Raw genomic sequence first — 24,062 nt, 5'->3', positions numbered from 1 at the left:
CAAGACAAGCAGGACGAGGACGAGGGCGAAGGCAGACGTGAGCAGCGCGAAGACAGCGGCCACCGCAGCATCCAGCACACCTCAGAAAGTGCCGGCGAAGGCCGCCGCCACCAGTACGGTCAAGCAGACCAGACCACTCGGCCATGTCACGTTCGTCGGCGTCGGGCCGGGTGACCCGTCCCTGCTGACCCTGGCCGGCCGCGACGTACTGGCGAACGCCGACGCGGTCGTTGTCGAGGGCCCCGAGCACAACGCGTTCCTGGCGTACTGCCGGCCGGGCGTCGAGGTGATCGACGGGTCCGGCGCCGAGGGCAGCCGGGCGCTGAAGGTCGCCGCCCGGGCCCGACTGGTGGTGAAGACGGCCAAGACCTCGGCGAACGTGGTCCGCCTGCTCACCGGCGACCCGTTCACGTTCTCCAGCGGAGCCGAGGAGGCGTCCGCGTGCCGGAAGGCCGGTATCGGCTTCAACGTCATCCCCGGTGTCAGCGAGGTCAGCGCCGTTCCGACGTACGCCGGCATCCCGCTGACGATGAAGGGTGACCGCGAGGTCACCGTGCTCGACCTGGCCGAGGCCAAGCTCGACCTCGGCCGGCTGAACCCGAAGCAGACGCTGGTGCTGCTGAACGCTGTGGACGTTCTGAAGGACACCGCCAACGCTCTGATCGAGTCCGGCTTCGACGGCGGCACGCCGGTCGCGGTGACCGTCGGCGGTACGACGACCGCACAGACCAGTGTGGTCGGGACCTTGGAGACGATCGTCGCGGACCTGCGCGCCGCCAAGGTGACCGGCGAGGCCGTGATCGTGGTCGGTGCCGTGGTCGAGCAGCGCGAGGCGCTGTCCTGGTTCGAGACCAAGCCGCTGTTCGGCTGGCGGATCCTGGTGCCGCGCACCAAGGACCAGGCCGGGCCGCTGATGGATCGGCTTCGCCGCTACGGCGCGATGCCCGAAGAGGTCCCGACGATCTCCGTCGAGCCGCCGCGCAACCCGCAGCAGATGGACAAGGCCATCCGAGGCCTGGTCGAGGGCCGGTACGAGTGGGTCGCGTTCACCTCGGTCAACGCGGTCAAGGCGGTCCGGGAGAAGTTCGACGAGTACGGCCTGGACGCGCGGGCGTTCTCCGGGCTGAAGATCGCCGCGGTCGGCGACAAGACCGCCGAGGCGATCGGTGCCTGGGGCATCCGTCCGGACCTGGTCCCGTCCGGCGAGCAGTCGGCCGCCGGTCTGGTCGAGGACTGGCCGCCGTTCGACGAGGTGCTGGACCCGATCAACCGGGTGTTCCTGCCGCGCGCGGACATCGCCACCGAGACGCTGGTCGCGGGCCTGACCGATCTCGGCTGGGAGGTCGACGACGTGACGGCGTACCGGACCGTCCGGGCCGCGCCACCGCCCGCGCCGACCCGCGAGGCGATCAAGTCCGGCAAGTTCGACGCGGTCGTGTTCACCTCCTCCTCGACGGTGCGCAACCTGGTCGGCATCGCCGGCAAGCCGCACGCGTCCACGGTGATCGCGGTCATCGGCCCGGCCACGCTGAAGACGGCCGAGGAGCACGGCCTGCGGGTCGACGCGATGGCCGAGACGCCGGCCGCCGAGGAGCTGGCCGACGCCCTCGCCCGGTTCGGTGCGGACCGGCGTGACACCATGGTCGAGGCCGGGGAACCGGTCACCCGCCCGTCCGAGCGGCGCTCGGGCTCACGCAGGAAGAGCTAGGTCCGTGTCTGGTGGTTTCCCGGAGGTCAGGCCGAGGCGGCTTCGGTCGTCGGCGGCGGTGCGCAGGCTGGTCGCGGAGACCACGCTGGAGCCGCGGCAGCTGATCCTGCCGATGTTCATCCGGGAAGGCGCCCGGGAGCCGATCGCGATCAAGTCCATGCCGGGCGTCGTGCAGCACACCCGCGACACCGCGCGGAAGGCGATCGCCGAGGCGGCTCAGCTCGGACTCGGCGGCGTGATGCTGTTCGGGATCCCTGCCGTCAAGGACGAGGTCGGGTCTGGTGCCTTGGATCCGGACGGGATCCTCAACGTCGCGATCCGGGACGCTGTCTCGGAGGCCGGCGACGCGTTGCTGGTGATGTCGGACCTGTGCCTGGACGAGTTCACCTCGCACGGGCATTGCGGCGTACTCGACTCCTCTGGTCGCGTGGACAACGACGCGACGCTGCCGATCTACGCGGAGATGGGCGTCGCGCAGGCTTCCGCCGGCGCGCACGTGGTCGGCCCGTCCGGGATGATGGACGGCCAGGTCGGGGCCGTTCGTACGGCGCTCGACGCGGCCGGTCACCTGGACACGGTCATCCTGGCGTACGCCGTGAAGTACGCGTCCGCGTTCTTCGGTCCGTTCCGCGAGGCGGTGGACTCGTCGCTGCAGGGTGACCGGAGGACGTACCAGCAGGACAGTGCGAACGCCCGCGACGCGATCCGCGAGGTCGACCTCGACATCGCCGAAGGCGCCGACATCGTGATGGTGAAGCCGGCCCTGGCGTACCTCGACATCATCCGCCAGGTCCGCGACCACGTGAACGTCCCGGTCGCGGCGTACAACATCTCCGGCGAGTACGCGATGGTCGAGGCCGCAGCCGCCAACGGCTGGATCGACCGCGACCGCGCGATCCTGGAGACCCTGACCTCCATCCGCCGAGCCGGCGCCGACACCATCCTCACCTACTGGGCAGCAGAAGCCGTAAACCTCCTGAACCACCACTGACCCACCGAGGTCCACCCCGCGCGCACGTTGCGCCCACTCCGGCCGGCCCGTGTCTTCGCTGGGCGGCTTGTGTTGGCTCGGCACGTGAAACGTCTGGCGTGCTGGCTCTCACCAACTGCATCATCAACGGATCAGGCGTGATGGTTCACGCGGGCCGCCGGGCGTCGGTCGCCGTGAAGGTGTCGTCGTCCCACGGACTGAAGTGTGGGGGCGCGCCGGGCGTGGGTGGAGGTTGCGTGGATATGTGTACGGCGGGCTCGGGGCCGTCGTTGGATGGGTCGACGCGTGGGGTTGAGCTTGTGAGTTGGTGACTTGGGGGAGCGGCGGGTGGTCGGTATCTGCCTGGTGGGATCGCGGTGGGGCTGGTCCAGGCGGGGCGGGTGACGCGGACTATGCCGTCGATGATGCGGATGTGCCAATGGCCGGAGTGCAGGGCGTTGTGGTGGCGCTTGCAGAGGAGTACCAGGTTCGACACGGCAGTCACACCACCCTCCAGCCACGGCACGACATGATGGGCCTCGCATTGGATCGGCGGCGCGCCGCACACGACGCAACCCTTGTCGCGGGCGTTCAGCGCGCGCCGCATCGGTCGGGTGACGAGGCGTTGGCTGGTGCCGACGTCGAGGGGCTGCGACTTGGAGCCGAGCACGATCGGGAGGATCTCGGCATCGCAGGCCAAGCGGCGGATGGCTCCGGCCGACAGGTTGTCCCCGAACACCAGGGCACCGGTCGCGTTCGCGGTCGCGGCTCTGAGATCGTCGAAGTCGATGGTCACGCTGAGCTGTGCCTTCGGGCCGAACCCCGGCACGGACCCACCATCCACACCCGGACCATCACCGTCCCCGGCCCGAGTTGGAGCTGACGACGCGGGGTTCGTGGCACGGTCGGTGTGGCGTGCGGGACCGCTTGCCAGGTGTGCGGTGGCGGCGGTGTTCAGGACGGTGGTGAGGGCGTCGGCCTGGCGCTTGGCACGAGGACGCGGGTCGAGCTCACCGTCGACAGTCTTGTGTGGTCTGGCTTGGGCATGGATAAGGGTGCGCAACAGTTCCGCGTTCTCGTTGGCCAGGTAGCCACGGAAGGTGACGCCGCGATCGGCGGGTTTCAGCGTGAGAGATTCGCGGGCGTACGCCGTCTGCTCGTCCGGTTCGGGGCCGTCGGGGTCGAGGATGTCGCGGATCTTCATGCCCGCGCGGCGTAGCTCGGAGGGCGTGTGGGTGGCCGCCAGGCCGATCAGTTGCCGTTCGGCGAACTCGACGTCCTCGGCCGGCACCGTTGAGGGCACCCTGGCCATGACCGACATGATCGCCTCGGCCTGCGCGGGATGAACGCGCCAGGCTCCAACCGTGGAGCCGTCCGGGTCGCTGAGCCCCGCAGTCTCAGTGGCGGCGGGATGGGCGGTGGTCGGGTTGGCGAAGGGGACGCCCGGGTCAGGGAGAGCGGCCGTGGTGGCGGGGTGCCTGGTCAGACGGTTGGCGACGCGGACGTCCCGGTGGGCTTCGGTCGCGTCGATGCGGTAGCGCTGGGACAGCAGGCGGGCGGTGTCACCGGCGCCGAGGTCCTCGGCGTACCCCGATTGGTCGAGGCCGGCGATCAGCTGCCACTTGATTGTCTCCAGCCGAGCCACCTCGGCGACCACCGCGTCGAGAGTCGACAGCTTCTCGCTGTCGCTCATCGACCAGACGGGTCGTTCGCCGAGGATCTCCATGCCAAGAACTCTAGACGGGTCCTCCGACAGTTTCCCACTCCGAAAACCCCTTGTTCTCAAGGGATCCCAAGACACGAGGTTATCCACAGCCGAGCTTCCTGTGGACAATCGATCCCGAGATATTGCTTCGAGCAACGAGTCAGGTGTGGTGTTTCTGGATGAAGGCGAGCGCGGTGTCGGCGACGTGTTCCCAGCCGGAGTCGATGACGAGGGAGTGGCCGCGGGCGGGCATCTCCTCGATCTCGGTGATGGACGGGTTGACGAGCTGTTTGCGGTACGACGCGTTGGTGATGGCCCAGGGGACGGTGTGGTCGTTCTCGCCGGAGAGGAACTTCATCGGGCCGCGGTTCGGGTTGGCTCGGTCGACCGCCGTCTCGCTGCCCCGGTTGAAGTTGGCGACCGCCGCCTGGAACAGCGGCAGCCCGGGCCCTGGCACCGGGAACTCGTCGTACAGCTTCCGGGCCTCGTCCTCTGGTACGGCGTTGACGAAGGCGTACCGGAACTGGCCGTAGGTCAGCATCACGGCCTTCTTCCGGTTCGCGGGATTCCGCAGGGCCGGGAAGGACGCCCGCAGCGCGGACAACGGCAACGGCAGGATGCCTCGCCCTGGCGCCGGGTCGATCGGGACCGCGACAGTCGCGAGGCCCATGCCCGCCAGCTTCTGCGTGATCAGCCCGCCGAACGAGTGCCCGACGATCGCCGGCTTCCGCTCCAGCCGCGAGATCGTGTCCGCGTAGTACTCCGTGATCGCGCCGACCGACTTCCCCGCGAAGCTCGCCGGATTCGCCCGCCCTTCGCCGACGCTCTCCGGATCATCCGGCCAGCCTGGCGCCACGGTCGCGTACCCGGCCGCTTCGAACTTCTCCCGCCACCGCTGCCAGCTCCCGGCCAGCAACCACAGCCCATGCACGAACATCACCACCGGCCGCCCCGAGGTGTTCGCGATCTCGACCTCGCCCAACTCTCGTGCTGTGGCCATCCGCCCGCACCCCCTCTCGCGCAGTAGACCACACTCCTCACGCGCGGAGAAGCGGACGGGCCGCAGGCGATCAGCCCTTCAGGCCGGTCTGGGCCAGGCCTTCGACGAACTGGCGTTGCGCCAGCACGAAGATGATCAGCACCGGCAGCGCCGACAGGGTGGCGGCGGCGAGTTGGGTGTTCCACATCGGGCCGCCGTACGCGTCGACGTACTGGGTCAGCGCCTGTGGGATGGTGAACTTGGACTTGCTGGACAGGAAGACGATCGGCTCCAGGTAGAGGTTCCAGCTGTGCAGGAAGGTGAAGATGGCGACCGCGCCGATCGCCGGCCGGGCCAGCGGGAGGCAGACCCGCCAGAACAGGCCGAAGCGGCCGAGACCGTCCACGCGACCGGCTTCCTCGAGCTCAGCGGGGAGCGTGATGAAGAACTGCCGCATGATGAACGTCGCCAGCACACTGGGCGCACCCAGCATCGGGATCAGGATGAGCGGCCAGTGGGTGTCCACCAGCCCGAGCGTGTCGAACATCCGGTACAGCGGGATGATCGTCACCTCGTTCGGCACCAGCAGCCCGGTCAGCACGATCATGAACACGACGCCGGCGCCCCGGAACCGGATCCGCGCGAAGGCGTACCCGGCCAGCGCGGACACCGCCAGCGTCCCGAGTGTGACCACCGCGGCGATGTAGAGACTGTTCAGATACTGCCGGCCGAACGGCTGCAGCTCGAACACCTGCCGGTAGGCGTCCAGCGTCGGCGACCCCGGCAGCAGCGACGGCGGGAACGCGAAGATCTCGGACAGCGGCTTGAGCGACGTCGTCGCCATCCACCAGATCGGGAACACGAACGGAACACAGCACACCAGCAGTACGCCGTACAGCAGCACCTTCAGCCTAGGACTCATGGAACACCCACCTTCGCCGCATCCGCCACTGCACGACTGTCAGCACGAGAACAATCAGGAACAACAGCAGCGAGAGCGTCGCGCCGTACCCGAAGTGGTGGAACTGGAACGCCTGCTGGTACAGGTAGTAGACGAGCACAGTCGTCGACGTCCCGGGCCCGCCCTGCGTCAGTACGGCGATCTGCGCGAAGACCTGGAGCGAGCCGACGATCGTCAGGATCATCGTGAGCAGGATCGTCGGACTGATCAGCGGGACGGTCACCCGGCGGAACCGCGCCCACGCCGACGCGCCGTCGATCCGCGCCGCCTCGTACAGCTCCGCCGGCACACCCTGCAACGCGGCCAGGAACAGGACCATGTTGAGGCCCACGTTCTTGAACAGTTGGACCACGATCACCGACGCCATCGCCGTACCGCCGGACCGCAGCCAGTTCGGCCCGTCGATCCCGAGTACGTCGAGACGGAGCACATGGAAGAGGGCATTCACCCCGCCGTTGTCCTGGAGCAGGAACCCCCACACGATCGTCCAGGCGACCAGCGTCACCACGACCGGCGAGAAGAACAGCGTGCGGAACACCACCGTGCCCCGGAGCTTCTGATTGAGCAGCACGGCCAGGAACAACGCGAGGCTGAGGTTCAGCACCACCAGACCGGCCGAGAACAATCCCGTTGCCCTGAGCACCGGTCCGAGCTGCTGGTCGTCCGCGAGCGCCGTGTAGTTGTCCGCTCCGATGAAGGTGAAGGATCCGGCCAGCACGTTCCACTCGTGCAGGCTGTACCAGACCACCAGCCCGAGCGGAACGATGACGAAGGCAACGATCCCGGCGAGCTGCGGCGCGACCATCAGCCGTCCGGCCAACTCGTCGCGCCGCCGCATCGTCCAGTACGGCGCTTTGTCCGTCAACGCCGGCGCCCGGGCCGGTTTCTCCAGGAGCAAGGTCATTTCGCCAGCAACGGGTTGAGCTTCGAGCACACCCCGGCCAGCACGGCCTTGACATCCGCGTCCGGCTTCCACAGCGGGTCGAGCGACGCACGGACGGTCTGCTGGATCTCGGCGTACCCGGTGTGGCTGGGTTTGATCGTGCCGCGTTCGATGCCCTGGACAACGACACTGTCCAGCTGCGCCGGCTTGAGCAGGGGATTGGCCTTGCCGAGCGTGTCAGCGTTCAGTTGCGACTTGCGGGGTGGCGGGAAGAACTGCGCGAGCTTGGCCGAGTTCTCCGCGTTGGTGAAGTAGGCCAGGAACTGCTTGGCCGCGTCGGCATGCTTGCCGCGCTTGAACACCCCGATTCCAGCCTGCCCGACGACGGCGTAGTCACCCGCCGGACCCTTGGGGAGCGGGACGAGGTCCCACTTGAACTTCGCCTTCTCCAGCAGCGCGGCCCGGCTGATCTGGGTCAGAATCATCCCGGAGTCGCCCGCGAAGAAGTCCTTCGTCACGCCCGGGCCGGGCATGCCCTTGTCGGTGAAGACCAGTTTGTGCAGGAACGTCATCGCGTCCGCCATCTCCGGCTGGTCGAACTGGCACGTCTTGCCGTCCTCGCTCCACGGCCGCGCGCCCCAGCCGGCCCAGACCGCATTCAGCGTGTCCCAGCCCTTGTAGTCGAAGTCGCCGACCACGAGCCCACCCTTGCTGCCGCGAGCCTGAACCGCTGCCGCCGTCTTCGCGGCCTCTTCCCAGGTCCAGGTCCCGGCTGCGATCTGCTCGGCCGGCGCCGGCCGACCGGCCGCCTTCACCAGATCGGTGTTGACGAAGACCCCGAGTGGCGAGGTGGAGAACGGGTAGGCGTACAGCTTGCCGTCCTTCTCCCAGTTGGCCGTCGTACTGGGCACCAGGTCGGCGTCCTTGTCGATCGGCTCGAGGGCGCCCGAGGTGACGAAGTCGGGCGCGGTGCTCTCGAAGATCCAGGCCAGGTCCGGTACGTTGCCGCCGCCGATCTGGGTGGTCAGGGTGGTCGTGTAGCTGTCGAACGGGATCGGCTCGAACGTGATCTTCCCGACCTCGGGGTGATCCTTCTTGTAGTCGGCCGCGATCTGGTCGAACAGCGCCAGGTGCTTGGCGTTCGCGCTCCAGATCGTCATCCGCAGGTCGACCGGTCCGTCGTCGGCCGAGCCGGACCCGCCACCGCCGCAGCCGGCCAGCGCCAGCAGGGCCGCGGCGGACAGTGCCGCTGTCAGCGTCTTCATCAGATGTCCTCCGTCAGTAGCCGGTACTCAGTAGCCTGTGATGGCCGGCCAGTCGAGTTCGATGCCCTGGGCAATCAGCCGGTCCTGGAACTGGCCGAGCAGGGCGGGGGTGCCGCGAACCGCACGCGGGCTGACGTCGCGGTCCAGGCAGAAGGCTGCGAGCAGACCGGCGGCCTCGCCGACGTTCCACTCGACCGGGTGCAACCGGTAGCAGCCGTTGGTGATGTGGGTGGTGCCGAGATTCTTGTTCGCCGGCAGCAGGTTCTCGACGCGTTGCGGGATCAGCGCGCCGAGCGGGATCCGGAACGGGCTGCTGGCCACGTCGATGTAGTTGTCCCCGCCGGTCGACGGGTGCAGGTCGATCCGGTACATCCCGATCCCGACGCTGTCGTCGTACTCGACCGCGCCGCGGTCGCCGCGAGTGGCGACGGACAGATCCTGCTCGACGATCGTGTACTCCGCCTTGATCCGCCGGGACTCCCGGATGTACGGCGCCTGCGCCAGGCCGTCGGTGGACCCGAGCAGATCGCCGCGCAACCGCAGCCCGGGGAAGCCGGCGCCACCATCGGCCCGCGGCGCCTCGGTCTGCAGCCAGTAGAGGACCGCGTGCGACAACTCCTTGGCCGCGGCCAGGTGTTTCGCCGCGTCCGGTACGTCAATGACCGGGCCCTCGAAGTAGTCGATCATCGGCCAGTTCACCAGGCAGATGTCGCTGTCGTAGGCACCGGGAACGAAGTGCCGGCGGGCCGCGATCCGGCGGAAGGTCCACAGGTTCGTGTCGCCGCCGGTCCGGCGCTGATCGGCGACCACGGCGAGCGGGTCGTCGTCGGGGTTCGGCGTGAACGTACGCCGTGAGCTCTCCAGTGTGCGCGGATTCGGCGCGGTCCAGGACAGCAGCCGATCGCCCCAGAACGACGGCTGGTAGTTCCGCCAGAAGGCGTAGTTGGCCGGCTTGTCCCCGACGTGGTCGCCGTCGACGTGGTCGACCGCGAAGCAGTACGACACCGCCTGCATGTTGAGTGGCTGTGCCTGGGCCGGCGCACTCGGCTCGCCGGTCTCGCTCTGCGCCTCGAACCCGGTGACGTACTCCGTCCCGGTCAGCGGCAGCAGCTCCCCGGTCTCAGTCGCGTCCAGGATGTACGGCGCCGTCACGGTGACCTGCTCGTCTCGGACGCCATGCTGCACGGTCACCGCGGTGACCTGATCGCCGTCGGTGTCAGCGGCCACCGGACGGTACGGCTGCAGGACCTGCAACCGCCCGCTGGCCCGGTACGGCGCGAGCATCGCCTCCAGCACAGCCAGCGCCACCCGCGGCTCGTGACAGAGCTTCGACACATACCCGGCACCAGGGTTGAGGTGGACATCCGCGCGGGACGCCGACGTCAGCGGATAGTGGCGGCGGTAGTAGGCCCGGATGCCCTCCCGCAACGCCCGGTACGACGCCGTGACGCCGAACTGCTCGACCCAGCTGTGCTCGTCCGGCGGGACAGCCTGGCTGGTCAACTGCCCGCCGAGCCAGTCGAACTCCTCGGTCAGGACGACCGAGCGACCGGCGCGCAGCGCGGCCAGGGCTGCGGCGACTCCGCCGAGCCCGCCGCCGACCACGAGAACATCTGTATGCATCAGACCCCTTTGCTGGGTGGAGTGAGGGTGGTGCCGTCGGTCAGTTCGCAGGGGAGCAGCAGTTGGCGCTCGGTGGCGGTGCCGCTCAGGATCGCCTCCAGCAACTCGACCGCCTGCAGCCCCATCGCCCGTCGCGGTACGTGGAATCCGGTGAAGTCGATGTCGCTCTCGGCCGGCCGGGTCGAGTCACCGAGGGCGATGACGGACAGGTCGGCCGGGACCTGGACGCCCCGCGCGGTCGCGGTCGCGAGCAGGGCGACAGCGTCGGCCCGCTCTTCCACGAAGACGGCGGTGACCTTCTGCTCGAGCAGGGTGTCGAGCAGCGCGTCGGGATCGGCACCCGGCAGCCACGGCGCGCGTGCACCGGCGGCTGCCCGGAAGCCGAGCAGCCTGTCGGCCGACGATTCGGCACCGGCCCCTGGGCCGGCGAAGGCGATGCGCCGGTGCCCCAGCGCCAGCGCCTTCTCCACCACGACTCGCGTGGCCTCGACGTAGTCGGCTCCGACGTACGGGACCGGGCCGCCGGCGTCGTCGCGGCGACCGACGGAGACGAACGGATACTCCTCCGCGATCAGCCGGGCCAGCTCGTCGGCCGGGATCTGACGACCGAGGAGCAGGCAGCCGTCGGCGATCCGGAGCCGGTTGTTCTCGTGGAAGATCTGCCGCCGTCCGGACGTCACCGGCGCACTGGTGAACAGCAGCAGGTCCAAGCCCAGCTGCTCCGCGCAGTCCTCGATGCCGGCCAGGAACGGGTGGTAGAAGTCGCCGCTCGCACTCGGGAACACCGACTCGTAGGTGAACACACCGAGGATCTGGTTGCGCTGCTTCAGCATCCGGCGGGCCAGCGGATCGGCCTGGTAGCCGGTCTCGCGGATCACCTTGAGGACCCGGTCGCGAGTCTCGGCAGGGATCCGTGCGGTGGCGTCGCTGCGGTTGTTCAGCACCAGCGAGACCGTGGTCTGGCTGACCTTGGCCAGCCGCGCGATGTCGCGCTGGGTGAGTCGGGTGGTCGCCTTGTCCGGCATCGATCAATCCTCCGCAGTAATACGCATTGCCGTGAACCGTAGAGCAGCCGCCAAACCGTCGTCAAGAGCCCAATAGTGCTGATAATGCGAATTACCATTGCCAGGATCTTGACCAGCGGTGCGGCGGCGAAGAACACTCACGGCAGTCCGCTCATCGCGAGGAGGTCTCCATGCTGAGTCGTCGCCACTTCACCGGTCTGGCCGCCGCAGCCGTCGCAAGCCCTGTCGTGCTCCTCTCCGGCCCGGCGTCGGCGAGCACGGTCGGCGGCGACTCCCACGGGCCCGACCGCGACCCGGTCAGCTTCCGGTCGGCGTACGACGCCTGCCCACCCGATCCGACCGCGGTCGTGCTCGGATCACCAGGCTTCGAGGTGTCCGGTGACGCGACGGCCGCTCTGCAGGCGGCAGTCGACGAGGCTTCCCGGCGCGGGACCGTCAACCGGCTCGGCGACATCCTCGGTGGTGGCCGCGACTTCCCACTCGGCGACGGTGGCGGCATCGTTTTCGTCCCGCCAGGCACCTACCGCCTGTCCGCGCCGATCGACGTGCACGACTCGGTGCGCATCATTGGCTTCGGCCGGCAACGCCCGCGGTTCGTGCTGGCGGAGAACAGTCCCGGGTACGCCGGAACCGCGCCGCGCGACGTGTTCTCGTTCCGGCGCCGGCCGGTCGGTGGGCCGATCACCTACGCGAACAACGACACCTTCGGCTCCGGACTGATCAACCTGGACGTCGCGATCGGCCCCGGCAACCCGCAGGCGATCGCGGTCCGGTTCGGCGGCGCGCAGTTGTGCGTCCTGCAGGACCTCGACCTCGACGTGGGCGACGGCCGGGCCGGGATCGACCACAACGCGAACCTGATCCAGCGGGTCCGCATCCGCGGCGGCGCGGTCGGCTTCAACGCGTACGCCGCCTCGGCCGGGTGGCCGACCACCGTGCTGGACTGCCGCTTCACCGGACAGCGCGAGACCGCGATCCGGGCGAACAACGACGCGAAGCTGGTCCTCGTTCGCACCGTCCTGGGTGGCGCTCCGCGCGGTGTCGAGTGCGTACCCGGCCAGTTCCTCCATCTCTACCTGGAGAACTGCGTGCTCGATGACGTTGCCGAAGGCATCGTCATGAACGACAGCGATCAATTGCCCGGGGCCACCGATCCACGAATCCGGAACAGCAACCAGGTCAACCTGGTCGACAGTGTCGTCCGCAGCACACCGATGCTGCTCACACTGGCTCAGAGCGGTCGGCGGACCCTGGCCCGGGACGGCGTCGTACGAGAACTCACCTACGGTCTGCGGATCACCCGCGGGCTATCGTCGCGGGAGTCGCGTGCCGACGGCGTCGTGGTGTCGCTCGGGTCTCGCGATACGCGGATCGGTGAGCTGCTGGAGTCCGACGTACCCGATCTTCCGCCGGTGTCCACGTGGGTCAGCATCGCCGACGTAGCTGCGCGGATGGGACGGACTGTCGGCTCGGGGGCTGACGATCTTGCTGTCTTCCAAGCCGCCGTGGATCGGCATGAGACAGTCTTCGTGCCGATCGGCGCGTATGTTCTCGCCGGGACGCTGCGACTGCGGACGAACTCCAACCTGATCGGCCTACATCCCCGTCAGACGTGGCTGCGCACACCGGCCGGTACGGCGTACTTCGGTGATCCCGAGCGGCCGCGGGCATTGGTCGAGACCCCTGTCGGCGGGCGCAATATCGTGCACGGTCTGGGGCTGGACACCGCCCAGAACACGCCGGGTTCGGTGAACGTCAGTTGGCGGTCGGGGCGTGGGTCCTACCTGGCCGACATCACCACCCAGTTCGTGAAGTGGCATCCCGACGACGTCGCCAGCGGCGATCCCGGCTACACCTACAAGGGCAAGCACAAGTACGGCGTCTGGGTCCGCGGCGGCGGAGGCGTCCTGTCGAACATCTGGAGTGCGGCCGGCTGGGCCGACAACGGACTCCTGATCGAGTCATCGAGCGTCCCGACATCGGCGTACGAGCTCTCGATCGAACACCACCAGTACCGCGAGGTCGTCCTCCGGCACGTGTCCGGCTGGCGGTTCTTCGGCCTGCAGACCGAGGACCACATCTATGGCTGGCAGTCCCAGGCCGTGGAACTCGACCATTGCCACGACCTGCTCTTCGCCAACTCCGTCCTCTTCCGCGTCGCCACCGTTCTCGGCCCGTCCCCGTACGGCGTCGGCCTCGAGCAGTCCCGCGACATCATGTTCCGGGGCAATCGCGGCTATCGCGACAAGACTCCCGAGTTCACCCAGTGGGGCGCGTCCGCCGCCGATGTCCGCACCGCCCGCGTCGTCCCCGACCCGGAGTTCACCGTCCTGGACATCCGATGATCCGGCAATCCCTAGGCGGTCCGTAGCCTGAGCACCTGACGGGTGGGGATGCGGCCGGTGAGGTACACGCGGAGGCCGTCCGGGGTCAGGTTGCCGCCGAGGTAGGTGTAGCGCTCGCCCGGGTCCATGCCGACCCGGGCGGCGCCCGAGCCAGGGCCGAACTCGATCCGGTTGGAGCCGACGGTGTAGCTGCCGGTGCCGCTCACCAGCTGGTAGTTGCCTGGGGCATCCAAGGCCTCGACGCCGGCCAGCGTGCCGCCGGGCCGGAAACAGAGCTCGATCGCGTACGACGTCTCGTCGCCGTCGAGATCGAAGGTCAGGTCGAAGCCGTTGCCGACCTCGACGACGGTGACCTCGGTCCGCAGCGTGCGGAACTGCTTCGGCCGGTGCGGGAAGTCCATCGATGCGTAGAACCGGCCGTCCGGCGTCAGCGCGTACAGCCCGTCCGTGCGCCGGTACCGCTTGGGCAACGGCAGGTGGTACGGCACCTTCACCTCGTCCGCGAGCTCGAAGCTGCGATCGCCCGTACGACGCAGTCCGTCACTGCGGAAATGGCCGGTACTGAAGAACTGTGGCGACAACCGGACCGAGTCGAGGATCGCGGCACCTTGGCGGAGCTTGAAGAAGGTCGGGTTGGTGGACAGCCCGGACGAGATCACCGGGAGATCGTGGAAGTCGGTCCCGCCGAACACGGTCGCGGTCCGATCGCCGCGCCGGATCCGGGCCGACCCCTGGGTCGGGAAGTGCTGGGCGAAGTCGGTCGGTACGGGCTCGGCGGCAGGCAGGGCCGCGGCCAGCTCCGGCCGCTCGAGCACCTCGGCGAGGAAGTCGCCGAGCTCACCGGTCCCGCGCTGCTCGATGCTCTTGGCAACGGTCGTGAACCGTCCGTCCCGGTCGTGCAGCGCGAGCTCGCGGTACTGCGTCAGGTACCACCAGACCTCGCGGATCGCCTTCTGGTCCTGCCGGCGCGACGCGGTCGTGTCGACCTCCCCGTTCGGCTCCAGCAGGTACAGCGTCGAGTCCAGGTTGCGCCGGACGTACCCGAGCAGTTCGGGCTTGTCCCGCAGCCACGCGATCGTCAGCAGACAAGGGTTCGTCACCTCGGCGGCGTACGTCGAACTCCGCTCGCTGTAGAAGCCTTCCGGGGTCGCGTCGATGCCCTCGTCCAGCCAGTCGTCGATCCGGGCGGCGTACCGGCGATCCGGGAACAGGTGATGGGTCCGCGCCAGTGCGGCGGAGACTTCCCAACGGTGGTTGGGCGTGTGCACCCCACCGCTCGCCAGGGCCGGGCCGGCCTTCCGCAGTACCTGCTCGAGGATCGTGCGGTGCGGCAGCGTGGCCGGCTGGTCGTCGGCGTCGAGCAGGGCGTAGAGCATGCAGACGTCCTGGATCGCGAACGCGCTGTCCGGCGGTGAGTGCAGGTTGCCGACGTCGTACAGGCCGTCGTCGTGCTGCCGCGCGGCCAGCTGCTCGACCAGCCACTGCAGCGGCGCCAGCAGCGAGGCGTCATGGTGGTACGACGACCGGCCCCAGACGTACCCGGAGATGAGGCGCCGCGCCTTGCGGGCCACGGTCCGGATGCTGTCGGAGGCGTTCTGGTAGTTGCCGAGCACCAGCGGGATCTGCTTCTGGTTGGCGTTGGTGAGAACGGTCAGGAAGTCGTCGTCCACGGTGGCTCCTGCGGCGTTCGCCGCGGCGGTCGGGTGCTGGGCGGTCGAGTGCAGTGCACCGACCGTGAGAGTGGTCAGCGAACCGGCGAGAAAGGTACGGCGCTGCATCGGGCGGCCTCCATAAAGAATACAGGAAAGCGGTTTCCCGCTGCGCAGAACTGTTGCCTCGGGAGTATGTCCTGTCAAGAGCTCGCAGCTGACCGCATCCGGTCAGTCCGGCCCTCCCCGAGGTCTTGCGTAAACCGGTTTCTCGTACTAGCTTGACCGGCCAAGGCAAACGCTTTCCGGCAACCGCCTGGAGCTTTCCGGAGGGAAGAAAGTATGAGTGCGCTGGGTGAGCTCGGCAGCCTCCGGCGGAAGAAGGTGGCCGGGCAGCAGCCGAACCGGAACCGTTGGACCGGGAAGGTGAAGAAGAAGGACAACCTGTCCGCGTACCTGTTCCTGACGCCGTGGCTGCTCGGGCTGTTCCTGATCACCATCGGGCCGATGCTGGCCTCGCTCTACCTGTCGTTCACGGACTACAACCTGATCCAGGCGCCGAAGTGGATCGGGCTGGAGAACTTCACCCGGATGCTGTCCGACGAGCGGCTGCACAACTCGCTGCGGGTGACCTTCACCTACGTGTTCGTCTCGGTCCCGCTGCAACTGGCGATCGCGTTGCTGCTCGCCGTCGTACTCGACCGCGGCGTCCGCGGGATGGCGTTCTACCGTTCGGTCTTCTACCTGCCGTCGCTGCTCGGCTCGAGCGTCGCGATCGCGGTCCTGTGGCGGCAGGTGTTCGGCACCGAGGGCCTGTTCAACCAGTTGCTCGCACTGGTCGGCATCGACGGCAAGGGCTGGATCTCCGACCCGAGTACGGCGCTCGGCACGCTGGTGGTGCTGAACGTATGGACGTTCGGGTCGCCGATGGTGATCTTCCTGGCCGGCCTGCGGCAGATCCCGACGATGTACTACGAGGCGGCCTCGGTCGACGGCGCCGGCGTACTGCGCCGGTTCTTCAGCATCACGCTGCCGCTGCTCACCCCGATCATCTTCTTCAACCTGGTGCTGCAGATCATCCACGCGTTCCAGTCGTTCACCCAGGCCTTCGTGGTCTCCGGGGGCAGCGGCGGGCCGTCGGACTCGACCATGTTCTTCACGCTCTACCTCTACGACCGGGGCTTCGGCAATTTCGACATGGGCTATGCGTCCGCGATGGCGTGGTTCCTGCTCGTGATCATCGGAGTCTTCACCGCGGCGAACTTCTTCGCCTCGAAGTACTGGGTGTTCTATGACGACTGAGACGATCCGCAGCAGCCTGGCCGCGCGGCGGACCACCGGTGTGAGCTGGGTCCGGGTCCGCCCGGTGCTGATCCACGTCGCGCTGGCCGCGGCCGCCCTGGTGATGCTCTACCCGTTGATCTGGATGGTGGTCAGCTCACTGCGGCCGGGCAACGAGATCTTCCGCGAGCCCGGGATCCTGGTGAGGGACCTGCACATCGACAACTACCGGCTCGGCTGGAACGCGCTGGCCGAACCGTTCACCCGCTACCTGCTGAACTCGGCGGCGGTGGTGCTCGGCGCGATCATCGGCAACCTGGTGTCGTGCTCGATGGCGGCGTACGCGTTCGCCCGGCTCGACTTCAACGGCAAGAAGTTCTGGTTCGCGATCATGCTGGTCAGCATCATGCTGCCGATCCATGTGGTGATCGTGCCGCAGTACATCTTGTTCTCGCAGGCCGGCTGGATCAACACGTTCCTGCCGCTGGTGGTGCCGAAGCTGCTGGCCACCGACGCGTTCTTCGTCTTCTTGATGGTCCAGTTCATCCGCGGCATCCCGCGCGAGTTGGACGAGGCGGCGCGGATCGACGGCTGCGGCCGGGCCGGGATCTTCCTGCGGGTGATCCTGCCGCTGATGACGCCGGCCCTGGCCACCACCGCGATCTTCACCTTCATCTGGACCTGGAACGACTTCTTCAGCCAGCTGATCTACCTGACCGATCCGAAGATGTACACCGTGCCGGTCGCGCTGCGGTCGTTCGTCGACGCGACCTCGAGTACGAACTGGGGGTCGATGTTCGCGATGTCGGTCGTCTCCCTCGTTCCCGTCTTCCTCGCATTCCTGCTCGGCCAGCGGTTCCTGATCAAGGGCATCGCCACCACCGGCATCAAGTAACCCCCTGAAAGGTGCACACATCATGAGGCCGCTCATCCCACCCACCGCAGGCCGGCGCCTGCGGGCCCTGGCCGCCGTCGCGATCGCTTCCACCCTGCTGGCCGCCAGCGCATGCGGTGGTGACTCCGGCGGTGGCGGCGGTGGCGACTCCGCCAACGGTGAGGTCACACTCCGCTTCACCTGGTGGGGCGGCGACACCCGGCAGAAGATGACCCAGCAGGCCATCGAGGCCTTCCAGAAGGACCACCCGAACATCAAGATCAAGGGTGAGTTCGGCGAATGGTCCGGGTACTGGGACAAGCTCGCCACCACCGTCGCGGCCAACGACGCGCCGGACATCATCCAGATGGACGAGAAGTACCTGCGTGAGTACGCCGACCGCGGCGCGCTGCAGGACCTGAAGAAGGCCGACGGCCTGGACACCGGCAAGTTCGAGAAGGACACCCTCGGCGCCGGCGAGTTCGACGGCGGTCTCTACGGGCTGAACGCCGGGATCAACTCGTTCGCCGTGGTCGCCAACCCGGCCGTGTTCAAGGCCGCCGGGGTCGCCCTGCCCGACGACACCAAGTGGACCTGGGACGACTACACGCGGATCGCCGCGGAGATCACCGCCAAGTCGGGCGGCAAGGTGTTCGGGACCGGCGCACCCGGTACCAACGAGGCCGCGCTGAACCTGTGGGCCCGCCAGCACGGCGAGTCGCTGTGGACCCAGGACGGCAAGCTCGGCATCTCGGCCGGTCAGGTGACCGACTTCTACAAGAACCTGCTGAAGATGCGCGACGCGAAGGCGATCCCGTCGGCCGAGTCCATCTCGCAGGACATGAACGCGCCGCTGGACCAGTCCGCGATGGCGACCGGCAAGCTGGGCATGAGCTTCATCTGGAGCAACCAGCTGGTCGCGTTCAGCAAGGCGGCCGGGACCGAGCTCAAGCTGCTGCGGATCCCGAGCACCGACGGCACGGCGGCCGACAACGGCTCGTACTACAAGGGCTCGATGTTCTGGTCGATCTCGTCGCGGTCGAAGCACCAGAAGGAGGCGACCGAGTTCGTCAACTTCCTGGCCAACAGCACCGCCGCCGGCAACATCCTGCTGGCCGAGCGCGGCGTGCCGCCGAACACCGAGATCCGCGCGGCGGTCGACCCGAAGCTGCAGCCGGCCGACGCGGCCTCGTCGAAGTTCATCCAGGACATCGGCAAGGAACTCGGCGACCCGTCGCCGGCGCCGCCGGTCGGTGGTGGTCAGGTGGAGAAGATCACCCAGCGCTACACCACCGAGGTACTGTTCGGCCGGCTCACGCCCGACAAGGCCGCGACTGCGTTCATCGACGAGGTCAACGGGGAGCTCAAATAGTGTTGCTGACGGCAACTGATTGGCCATGACGCCTCGCGTGGCCGTGGCAGGTGTCCACGGCCACGGGGCGTCCCACGTCCGCAACGTCGTCCGACTGGCCGCTGAGGGGAAGGCGCAGCTCGTCGCTGTCGCCGACCCTCGGCCGGCCGAGGATCTGCCCGCAGGGGTTGAGGTCTTCGGTGGGCTGGACGAGGTGCTCGCGTCGACCGCGGTCGACGTCGTGATCATCAGTACGCCGATCCAGACGCACGTTGCGCTGGCCGAGGCGGCGTTGCGGGCCGGGGCCGACGTACTGCTGGAGAAACCTCCGACGGCGTCGCTGGCGGAGTTCGAGAAGTTGTCCGCGGTCGTCGCTGAGACGGGCCGGGCCTGCCAGGTCGGCTTCCAGGCCCAGGCATCTGAGGCTACGTTCACGTTGGCGTCGATGGTGGCCGACGGGCGGCTTGGGGAGATCCGCGGGATCAGCGCGGTCGGTAAGTGGGTGCGGAAGGCGCAGTACTTCCAGCGGGCGCGGTGGGCTGGTCGACGTACGCTCGACGGTGTTGCGGTGGTCGATGGCGCGGTGACGAACCCGCTGGCCCATGCGACCGCGGCTGCGCTGTTGCTCGACGGGTCAACCGGGGCGGACGACGTACGGTCCGTCGAGACGGAGTTGTTCCGCGCGAACCCGATCGAGTCCGACGACACGTCCACGGTGCGGATCGTGACGGGTCGCGGTACGACGATCCTTATCGCGGTGACGCTGTGCGCGTCGGAACATCTCGAGCCGCGCGTCATCGTGCACGGGTCCGCTGGTCGCGCCGAACTGCGGTACACGACGGACACGCTCGAGATCACCGACGCCAGTGGTACGACCGAGACGACGTACGGCCGGGCCGGGCTGCTGGAGAACCTGCTCGATCATCGTGCGGATCCCGGCGTACCGCTGTATGTCCCGCTGGCCGCGACCGGAGGATTCACCCGCGTCGTCGAAGCGGTACGGGTGGCGGACGAGCCGGTCGAGATCCCGGCTGGGCTGGTCCGGTGGGAGGGGGAGGGACTCGAGCGGCGGCCGATCGTGCTCGACGTGGAGAAGTGGGTGGATCGGGCCGCCGACGAACTCGCCGTGTTCAGCGAACTCGGCGCGCCATGGACGAATCCACCGGAACAGGAGATTCGATGACGCAGAACCTCGGCTGCAACCACGCTGTCGGCCGCTCGATCCAGGTCACCGCGGGCGACGGCGAGTTGTTCACCTATGTCTACCGGGCCACGGATCGGCAACTGGAGTCGCCGCGGCCTTACTTCCACCCGATCCGGACGGTCGAAGGCGACCTGGTCAGTGTGTTCCGGCCGCACGACCACGTGTGGCACAAGGGAATCACCTGGTCGCTGCCGCACTTCGGGCACGAGAACTTCTGGGGTGGTCCGACGTTCTCGAAGGACGCCGGGTACCAGCAGCTCGACAACAACGGCTCGATGGACCACGACCGGATCGACGCATTGGACGTGTCGGACGACATGGTGCGCTTCGCACACCACCTGTCGTGGCGTACGCAGGCCGGTCAGCACGTGGTCGACGAGTCGCGGTCCCTGACGACGCGCTTCGCCGATGACGGCTGGGTGCTGGTCTACGAGACCGCGATGACGAACGTCTCCGGCGAGACCGTCCAGATCGGCAGCCCGACGACAGCCGGTCGCCCGAACGCCGGGTACGGCGGTCTGTTCTGGCGCGGACCCCGCTCGTTCACCAAAGGCACGGTGCTGGCGCCGCAGGGCAACGGCGGTGACGAGCTCCGCGGCCAACGGGCGGCGTGGATGGGCTTCAGCGGCAAGCACGACAACAACGGCCGCGCCTCCAGCATCATCATCGCCGACGCAGCCGACAACGTCCGCCACCCACCGGAGTGGTTCGTCCGCTCCGAAGACTTCGCCGCCGTCTGCCCCGCCCCCTTCTTCTCCGAAGAAGTCCCCTTCCAGGCAGGTGAAACGCTCCGCTTCAAGTACGCCGTCCTGGTAGCCGACGGCCCTTCCGACGACCAACGCGCCAAGGCCTTGGCCGCCCAGGCCCAGAAGGCACTCGCCGCCGGGTGAGGTCGAGAACCGCCAGACCATCACAATCGCCACCGGCGCAGGTCTCCTCCGCCTGACGCCGCGGTTGGCTGATGATCGTGATGGCCTGGCGGTTCGGTGAAGCGGGTGTCAGCGCTCGTTCGGGCCGAGCCAGAGCCCGCCGTTGGCTTCGAGGACCTGGCCGGTGACCCAGCGCGCGTCGGCGGACGCGAAGAACGCGATCACGTCGGCGAGGTCGGCGGACTGACCGTGCCGCCCGAGGGCGACCATGCCGGCCACCAGTGCGGCGGAGTTCGGGTCCTGCAGCCAGCCGTTCATGTCGGTCTCGGTGATGCCGGGAGACACCGTGTTAACGGTGATCTGGCGCGGGCCGAGGGTCCGGGCGAGCGAGCGGGTGAAGACGTTCAGTGCTCCCTTGGTCATGCCGTAGCCGATCTCGGGCTGGGCGAACCAGGTGACACCCGACGACACGTTGACGATGCGGCCGCCGTCGGGCATCAGGGGCAGGACCCGCTGGGTGACGAAGAGCGGCGCCTTGACGTTCACCGCGATCAGCCGGTCGAACGCTTCGGGCGTGATGCCGTCGATGCTGTCGGCGTAGTCGATGACGGCGGCGTTGTTGACCAGGATGTCGAGACCGGCGCCGTCGAGTCCGGCGACCAGGCCGTCGTACAAGGCGTCGACGTCGCCGTCGGTGCCGAACTCCGCGCCGACGGCGAAGGCGTCCCCGCCGGCGGCGGCGATCGCCTGCACGGTCTCCTTGGCCGCCGCCTCGTTCGTGCCGTAGTGCACCCCGACGCGCGCACCGTCCGCGGCCAGCCGCTCGGCCGCGGCCCGGCCGATCCCGCGTGATCCACCGGTCACCAACGCCGTCTTTCCCTGCAAGCTCATATCGTGGCCTTCCTCGAAGTGGAACGATCCCTAACATAAATCTAAGGGAACGATCCCTAACATTGCTACCCTGTTTCTCATGAGGACCCGCAGAAGCTCGGACGAGACCCGTGCGCACGTGCTCGAGATCGCGCACGAGCTGTTCTACTGGCAGGGGATCCGGGCGATCGGCGTGGACCGGATCGCGGCCGAGGCCGGCATCGCCCCGACCACGCTGTACCGCCTGTTCGCGTCCAAGGATGATCTGGTCGCGGCGTACGTCGACCGCGCCTACGAGGCGTACCGCGAGTGGTTCCGTACGTCGCTCGAAGGCGGTGGCGACGGTCCGCGCGACCGGGTGCTGGCGCTCTTCTCCGAGCAGAACGCGATGCTCCAGCCCGACATCTGCCGGGGCTGCCCGTTCCTGATGGTGCTGACCGAGTTCCCGGACGAGAAGCTGGCCGGACACCAGCGGGCGATCCAGTTGAAGGAGTGGGTCCGCGACCAGTTCGTTGCCTTGGCCAACGACCTGGAGGCCGATGATCCGGACCAGCTGGCCGCGCACCTCACGCTGATCTTCGAGGGCGCCTACGCCTCGGTCCAGGCGCTCGGCAGCGTCGGGCCGGCAGCCCAGGCGCGCCCGCTGGTGGAGAGCCTCCTGAAGTAGACGAGCGTCAGCGGGGCAGTGCGAGAGTGAAGGTCGTGCTCTCGGGCTGAGACGTGAGGGTGAGGGTGCCTTGGTGGGCTTGGGTGATCGAGTGGGCGAGGGAGAGGCCGAGGCCGGCGCCGCCGGAGGCTCGGGTGCGAGACGTGTCGGCTCGGGTGAAGCGCTGGAAGACGGTGGGTTGCAGGTCGGTGGGGATGCCGGGTCCGTCGTCGTGGATGGTGAGGACGGCGGAGTGGGCGGACGAGGTCAGGGCGACTGTGACCGTCGTACCCGGTGGAGTGTGACGGCGGGCGTTGCCGAGGAGGTTGGTGACGACCTGGTGCAGGCGTTGCTCGTCGCCGATGACGACAACGGGATCCGACGGCAGGCTCAACCGCCACACGTGCTCGGGCGCCACGATCCGCGCGTCGGCGATCGAGTCGTGCGCCAGTCGGCTGAGGTCCACCGGACGACGGTCGAGCGGACGGCCAGCATCGAGGCGAGCCAGCAACAGGAGGTCCTCCACGAGCGCCGCCATCCGGGTCGCCTCGACCATCACCTTGCCCATCGCCTGCGTGTACAACTCGGGATCACGCCGCTGCAGACTCAACTGCGCATACCCGTGAATCGTGGTCAGCGGTGTCCGCAGCTCATGGGAGGCATCGGCAACGAACTGCCGCACCTGAACCTCACTCCGATGCCGCGCGTCCAGCGACCGCTCCATGTGCCCCAGCAACGTGTTCAAGGCGACCGCGACCTGACCGACCTCGGTCCGTTCGTCCGTCAGCCGTGACGGCACCCGCGCGGTCACCCCGATCTCACCGGTGTCCAGCGGCAACCCCGCCACCTCACGGGCCGTCTGCGCGACGCGCCGCAGCGGCCGCAGTTGCCGTCGTACGACGAACACCGCGGCACCGCCCGCGGCCAGTACGCCGACGCCGCCGAACAGGACCTCCCACCCGATCAGACTGTTGACCGTGTCATCGATGTCCTTGGTCGGCAACCCGGTGATGACCGTGACGTCGCCGATCCGGGAAGCGTGCACCCGGTACTGCCCCAGACCCGGAACGGCCACGGTCGCATTCGTGCCACCGGCCGGTACGGTCTCCAGGACAGCGAGGTCTTGGTCGGACAGGGTGGTGACCTCGCCTGCGGTTGTGATCACGTTGCCGATGGCATCCGACGGGCTGCGGTAGACGGTCACCGTGCCGGCGTCCTGCCCGTGCGGAACGTCCGGCGGCGGCTTGTTCCCGCCGCCGTTGGTCAGCACGCCGAGCGCCCGCCCATGCGTCGCCATCACCTTGGTGTCGAGTTGCTTGGTCAGGTACGAGCTGATGGCGGCGGTCGTCAGCACACTGATCAGCACACTCACGACCGCGACCAGCAGCACGACCGCGGCCGCGACCCGTGCGGTCAGCGAGGCAGGCACGAACCGCGTCATGCACCCCAGCATGAGCAACCAGCCCTGGAGGAACCTCCGCGCCGGCTGGGGAATTGCTGTGAGTCAGAGGATCTCGGCCGCGTCCTGCCGCAGTGCCTCGAGTTCGCCAGCGGCCCACCCCTCGGTCCGCGACTCGGTGCCGCGGAACGTCGGCTTGTCGACCAGGTGGAAACGCAGGTTGAAGATCCGGCCGACGACCCGCAGGTACGGGATGGCGGCTTCGTCGGACGCCGCGATCGGCCGCCGCTTCCTGTACCCCGAGGTGAACGACGACCAGTACGGCGTCGACGCGACGCCGGTGAAGTCCGCGGCCCGAGGGCCGATCGCGGCGAGGTCGAAGTCGAGCAAGAGCAGTCCCTGCGGTGTCAGCAAAACGTTGTCGAGAGTCACGTCGCCATGGCAGACACCATGGT

20 protein-coding genes are annotated in these 24,062 nt (G+C 68.2%); 9 read left to right on the top strand and 11 right to left on the bottom strand.

From position 1 onward, the window contains the following. The first annotated feature begins 37 nt into the window (after positions 1-37). Both AB0I34_RS26150 and hemB read left to right on the top strand, forming a co-directional pair. A complete protein-coding gene (locus AB0I34_RS26150) occupies positions 38-1,708 on the top strand; it encodes a bifunctional uroporphyrinogen-III C-methyltransferase/uroporphyrinogen-III synthase (RefSeq protein WP_360449655.1) in 1,671 nt (556 codons plus the stop codon). 4 nt (positions 1,709-1,712) lie between these two features. Further along, on the top strand, positions 1,713-2,699 hold the full coding sequence (gene hemB, locus AB0I34_RS26145) for a porphobilinogen synthase (RefSeq protein ID WP_360449653.1): 987 nt from the start codon (positions 1,713-1,715) through the stop codon (positions 2,697-2,699). Between the two features lie 145 nt (positions 2,700-2,844). On the opposite strand, the gene AB0I34_RS26140 is transcribed toward hemB, so the two are convergent. The 7 genes from AB0I34_RS26140 to AB0I34_RS26110 form a co-directional block, all read right to left on the bottom strand. After that, positions 2,845-4,404: a DUF222 domain-containing protein gene (locus AB0I34_RS26140; RefSeq protein ID WP_360449650.1), complete on the bottom strand. Its 1,560-nt coding sequence runs from the start codon at positions 4,402-4,404 to the stop codon at positions 2,845-2,847. Between the two features lie 139 nt (positions 4,405-4,543). Beyond that, a complete protein-coding gene (locus AB0I34_RS26135; protein WP_360449648.1) occupies positions 4,544-5,383 on the bottom strand; it encodes an alpha/beta hydrolase in 840 nt (279 codons plus the stop codon). A 70-nt stretch (positions 5,384-5,453) separates the two neighbouring features. Further along, positions 5,454-6,284 carry a carbohydrate ABC transporter permease gene (locus tag AB0I34_RS26130; RefSeq protein WP_360449645.1) on the bottom strand — a complete coding sequence of 277 codons (831 nt, stop codon included), beginning with the start codon at positions 6,282-6,284 and terminating at the stop codon, positions 5,454-5,456. Further along, positions 6,274-7,227 carry a sugar ABC transporter permease gene (locus tag AB0I34_RS26125; protein ID WP_360449643.1) on the bottom strand — a complete coding sequence of 318 codons (954 nt, stop codon included), beginning with the start codon at positions 7,225-7,227 and terminating at the stop codon, positions 6,274-6,276. The genes AB0I34_RS26130 and AB0I34_RS26125 overlap by 11 nt, the downstream gene beginning before the upstream one ends. After that, complete coding sequence (locus AB0I34_RS26120) at positions 7,224-8,471, bottom strand: sugar ABC transporter substrate-binding protein (RefSeq protein ID WP_360449640.1); 1,248 nt, start codon at positions 8,469-8,471, stop codon at positions 7,224-7,226. Before AB0I34_RS26120 ends, AB0I34_RS26125 begins: the two co-directional genes overlap by 4 nt. 27 nt (positions 8,472-8,498) lie before the next feature. Further along, positions 8,499-10,094, bottom strand: coding sequence for an FAD-dependent oxidoreductase (locus AB0I34_RS26115; RefSeq protein ID WP_360449638.1), 1,596 nt, complete (start codon positions 10,092-10,094; stop codon positions 8,499-8,501). Continuing rightward, complete coding sequence (locus AB0I34_RS26110) at positions 10,094-11,119, bottom strand: LacI family DNA-binding transcriptional regulator (RefSeq protein WP_360449635.1); 1,026 nt, start codon at positions 11,117-11,119, stop codon at positions 10,094-10,096. Before AB0I34_RS26110 ends, AB0I34_RS26115 begins: the two co-directional genes overlap by 1 nt. Positions 11,120-11,289: 170 nt before the next feature. On the opposite strand from AB0I34_RS26110, the gene AB0I34_RS26105 reads away from it, so the two are divergent. After that, a complete protein-coding gene (locus AB0I34_RS26105; protein WP_360449632.1) occupies positions 11,290-13,464 on the top strand; it encodes a glycosyl hydrolase family 28-related protein in 2,175 nt (724 codons plus the stop codon). A gap of 11 nt (positions 13,465-13,475) precedes the next feature. Here AB0I34_RS26105 and AB0I34_RS26100 read toward each other — a convergent pair whose 3' ends face one another. Further along, positions 13,476-15,242, bottom strand: coding sequence for a hypothetical protein (locus AB0I34_RS26100; RefSeq protein WP_360449630.1), 1,767 nt, complete (start codon positions 15,240-15,242; stop codon positions 13,476-13,478). Positions 15,243-15,455: 213 nt separating this feature from the next. Between AB0I34_RS26100 and AB0I34_RS26095 the strand changes: the two genes are divergently transcribed. The 5 genes from AB0I34_RS26095 to AB0I34_RS26075 are packed head-to-tail and all read left to right on the top strand — an operon-like array spanning position 15,456 to position 20,713. Next, on the top strand, positions 15,456-16,415 hold the full coding sequence (locus AB0I34_RS26095; RefSeq protein ID WP_360449627.1) for a sugar ABC transporter permease: 960 nt from the start codon (positions 15,456-15,458) through the stop codon (positions 16,413-16,415). Next, entirely contained in the window at positions 16,405-17,289 is an 885-nt protein-coding gene (locus AB0I34_RS26090) for a carbohydrate ABC transporter permease (protein WP_360449624.1), read from the top strand. The genes AB0I34_RS26095 and AB0I34_RS26090 overlap by 11 nt, the downstream gene beginning before the upstream one ends. A 22-nt stretch (positions 17,290-17,311) precedes the next feature. Next, complete coding sequence (locus AB0I34_RS26085) at positions 17,312-18,640, top strand: extracellular solute-binding protein (protein ID WP_360449621.1); 1,329 nt, start codon at positions 17,312-17,314, stop codon at positions 18,638-18,640. A 25-nt stretch (positions 18,641-18,665) separates the two neighbouring features. Then, positions 18,666-19,802 (top strand): Gfo/Idh/MocA family oxidoreductase, encoded by a 1,137-nt coding sequence (locus AB0I34_RS26080; protein WP_360449618.1) that lies wholly within the window; start codon positions 18,666-18,668, stop codon positions 19,800-19,802. Then, positions 19,799-20,713: a PmoA family protein gene (locus tag AB0I34_RS26075; RefSeq protein ID WP_360449614.1), complete on the top strand. Its 915-nt coding sequence runs from the start codon at positions 19,799-19,801 to the stop codon at positions 20,711-20,713. The genes AB0I34_RS26080 and AB0I34_RS26075 overlap by 4 nt, the downstream gene beginning before the upstream one ends. Before the next feature lie 108 nt (positions 20,714-20,821). Here the strand turns inward: AB0I34_RS26075 and AB0I34_RS26070 are convergent, their stop codons facing one another. Then, positions 20,822-21,583, bottom strand: coding sequence for an SDR family oxidoreductase (locus AB0I34_RS26070; protein WP_360449611.1), 762 nt, complete (start codon positions 21,581-21,583; stop codon positions 20,822-20,824). Between the two features lie 79 nt (positions 21,584-21,662). Between AB0I34_RS26070 and AB0I34_RS26065 the strand changes: the two genes are divergently transcribed. Continuing rightward, positions 21,663-22,229, top strand: a complete 567-nt coding sequence (locus tag AB0I34_RS26065; protein ID WP_360449608.1) for a TetR/AcrR family transcriptional regulator — start codon at positions 21,663-21,665, stop codon at positions 22,227-22,229. Between the two features lie 7 nt (positions 22,230-22,236). Here the strand turns inward: AB0I34_RS26065 and AB0I34_RS26060 are convergent, their stop codons facing one another. Together AB0I34_RS26060 and AB0I34_RS26055 are read right to left on the bottom strand one after the other, a co-directional pair. Then, complete coding sequence (locus AB0I34_RS26060) at positions 22,237-23,649, bottom strand: HAMP domain-containing sensor histidine kinase (protein ID WP_360449606.1); 1,413 nt, start codon at positions 23,647-23,649, stop codon at positions 22,237-22,239. Between the two features lie 63 nt (positions 23,650-23,712). Then, positions 23,713-24,062 (bottom strand): phosphotransferase (locus AB0I34_RS26055; RefSeq protein ID WP_360449603.1); only part of this gene is annotated, 350 nt, incomplete at its 5' end.

The organism is Kribbella sp. NPDC050281 (genome assembly GCF_040655855.1).
Taxonomy (GTDB): domain Bacteria; phylum Actinomycetota; class Actinomycetes; order Propionibacteriales; family Kribbellaceae; genus Kribbella.
The sequence above is the reverse complement of the archived record's forward strand: the minus strand, read 5'-3'. Positions and strand labels throughout refer to the sequence as shown.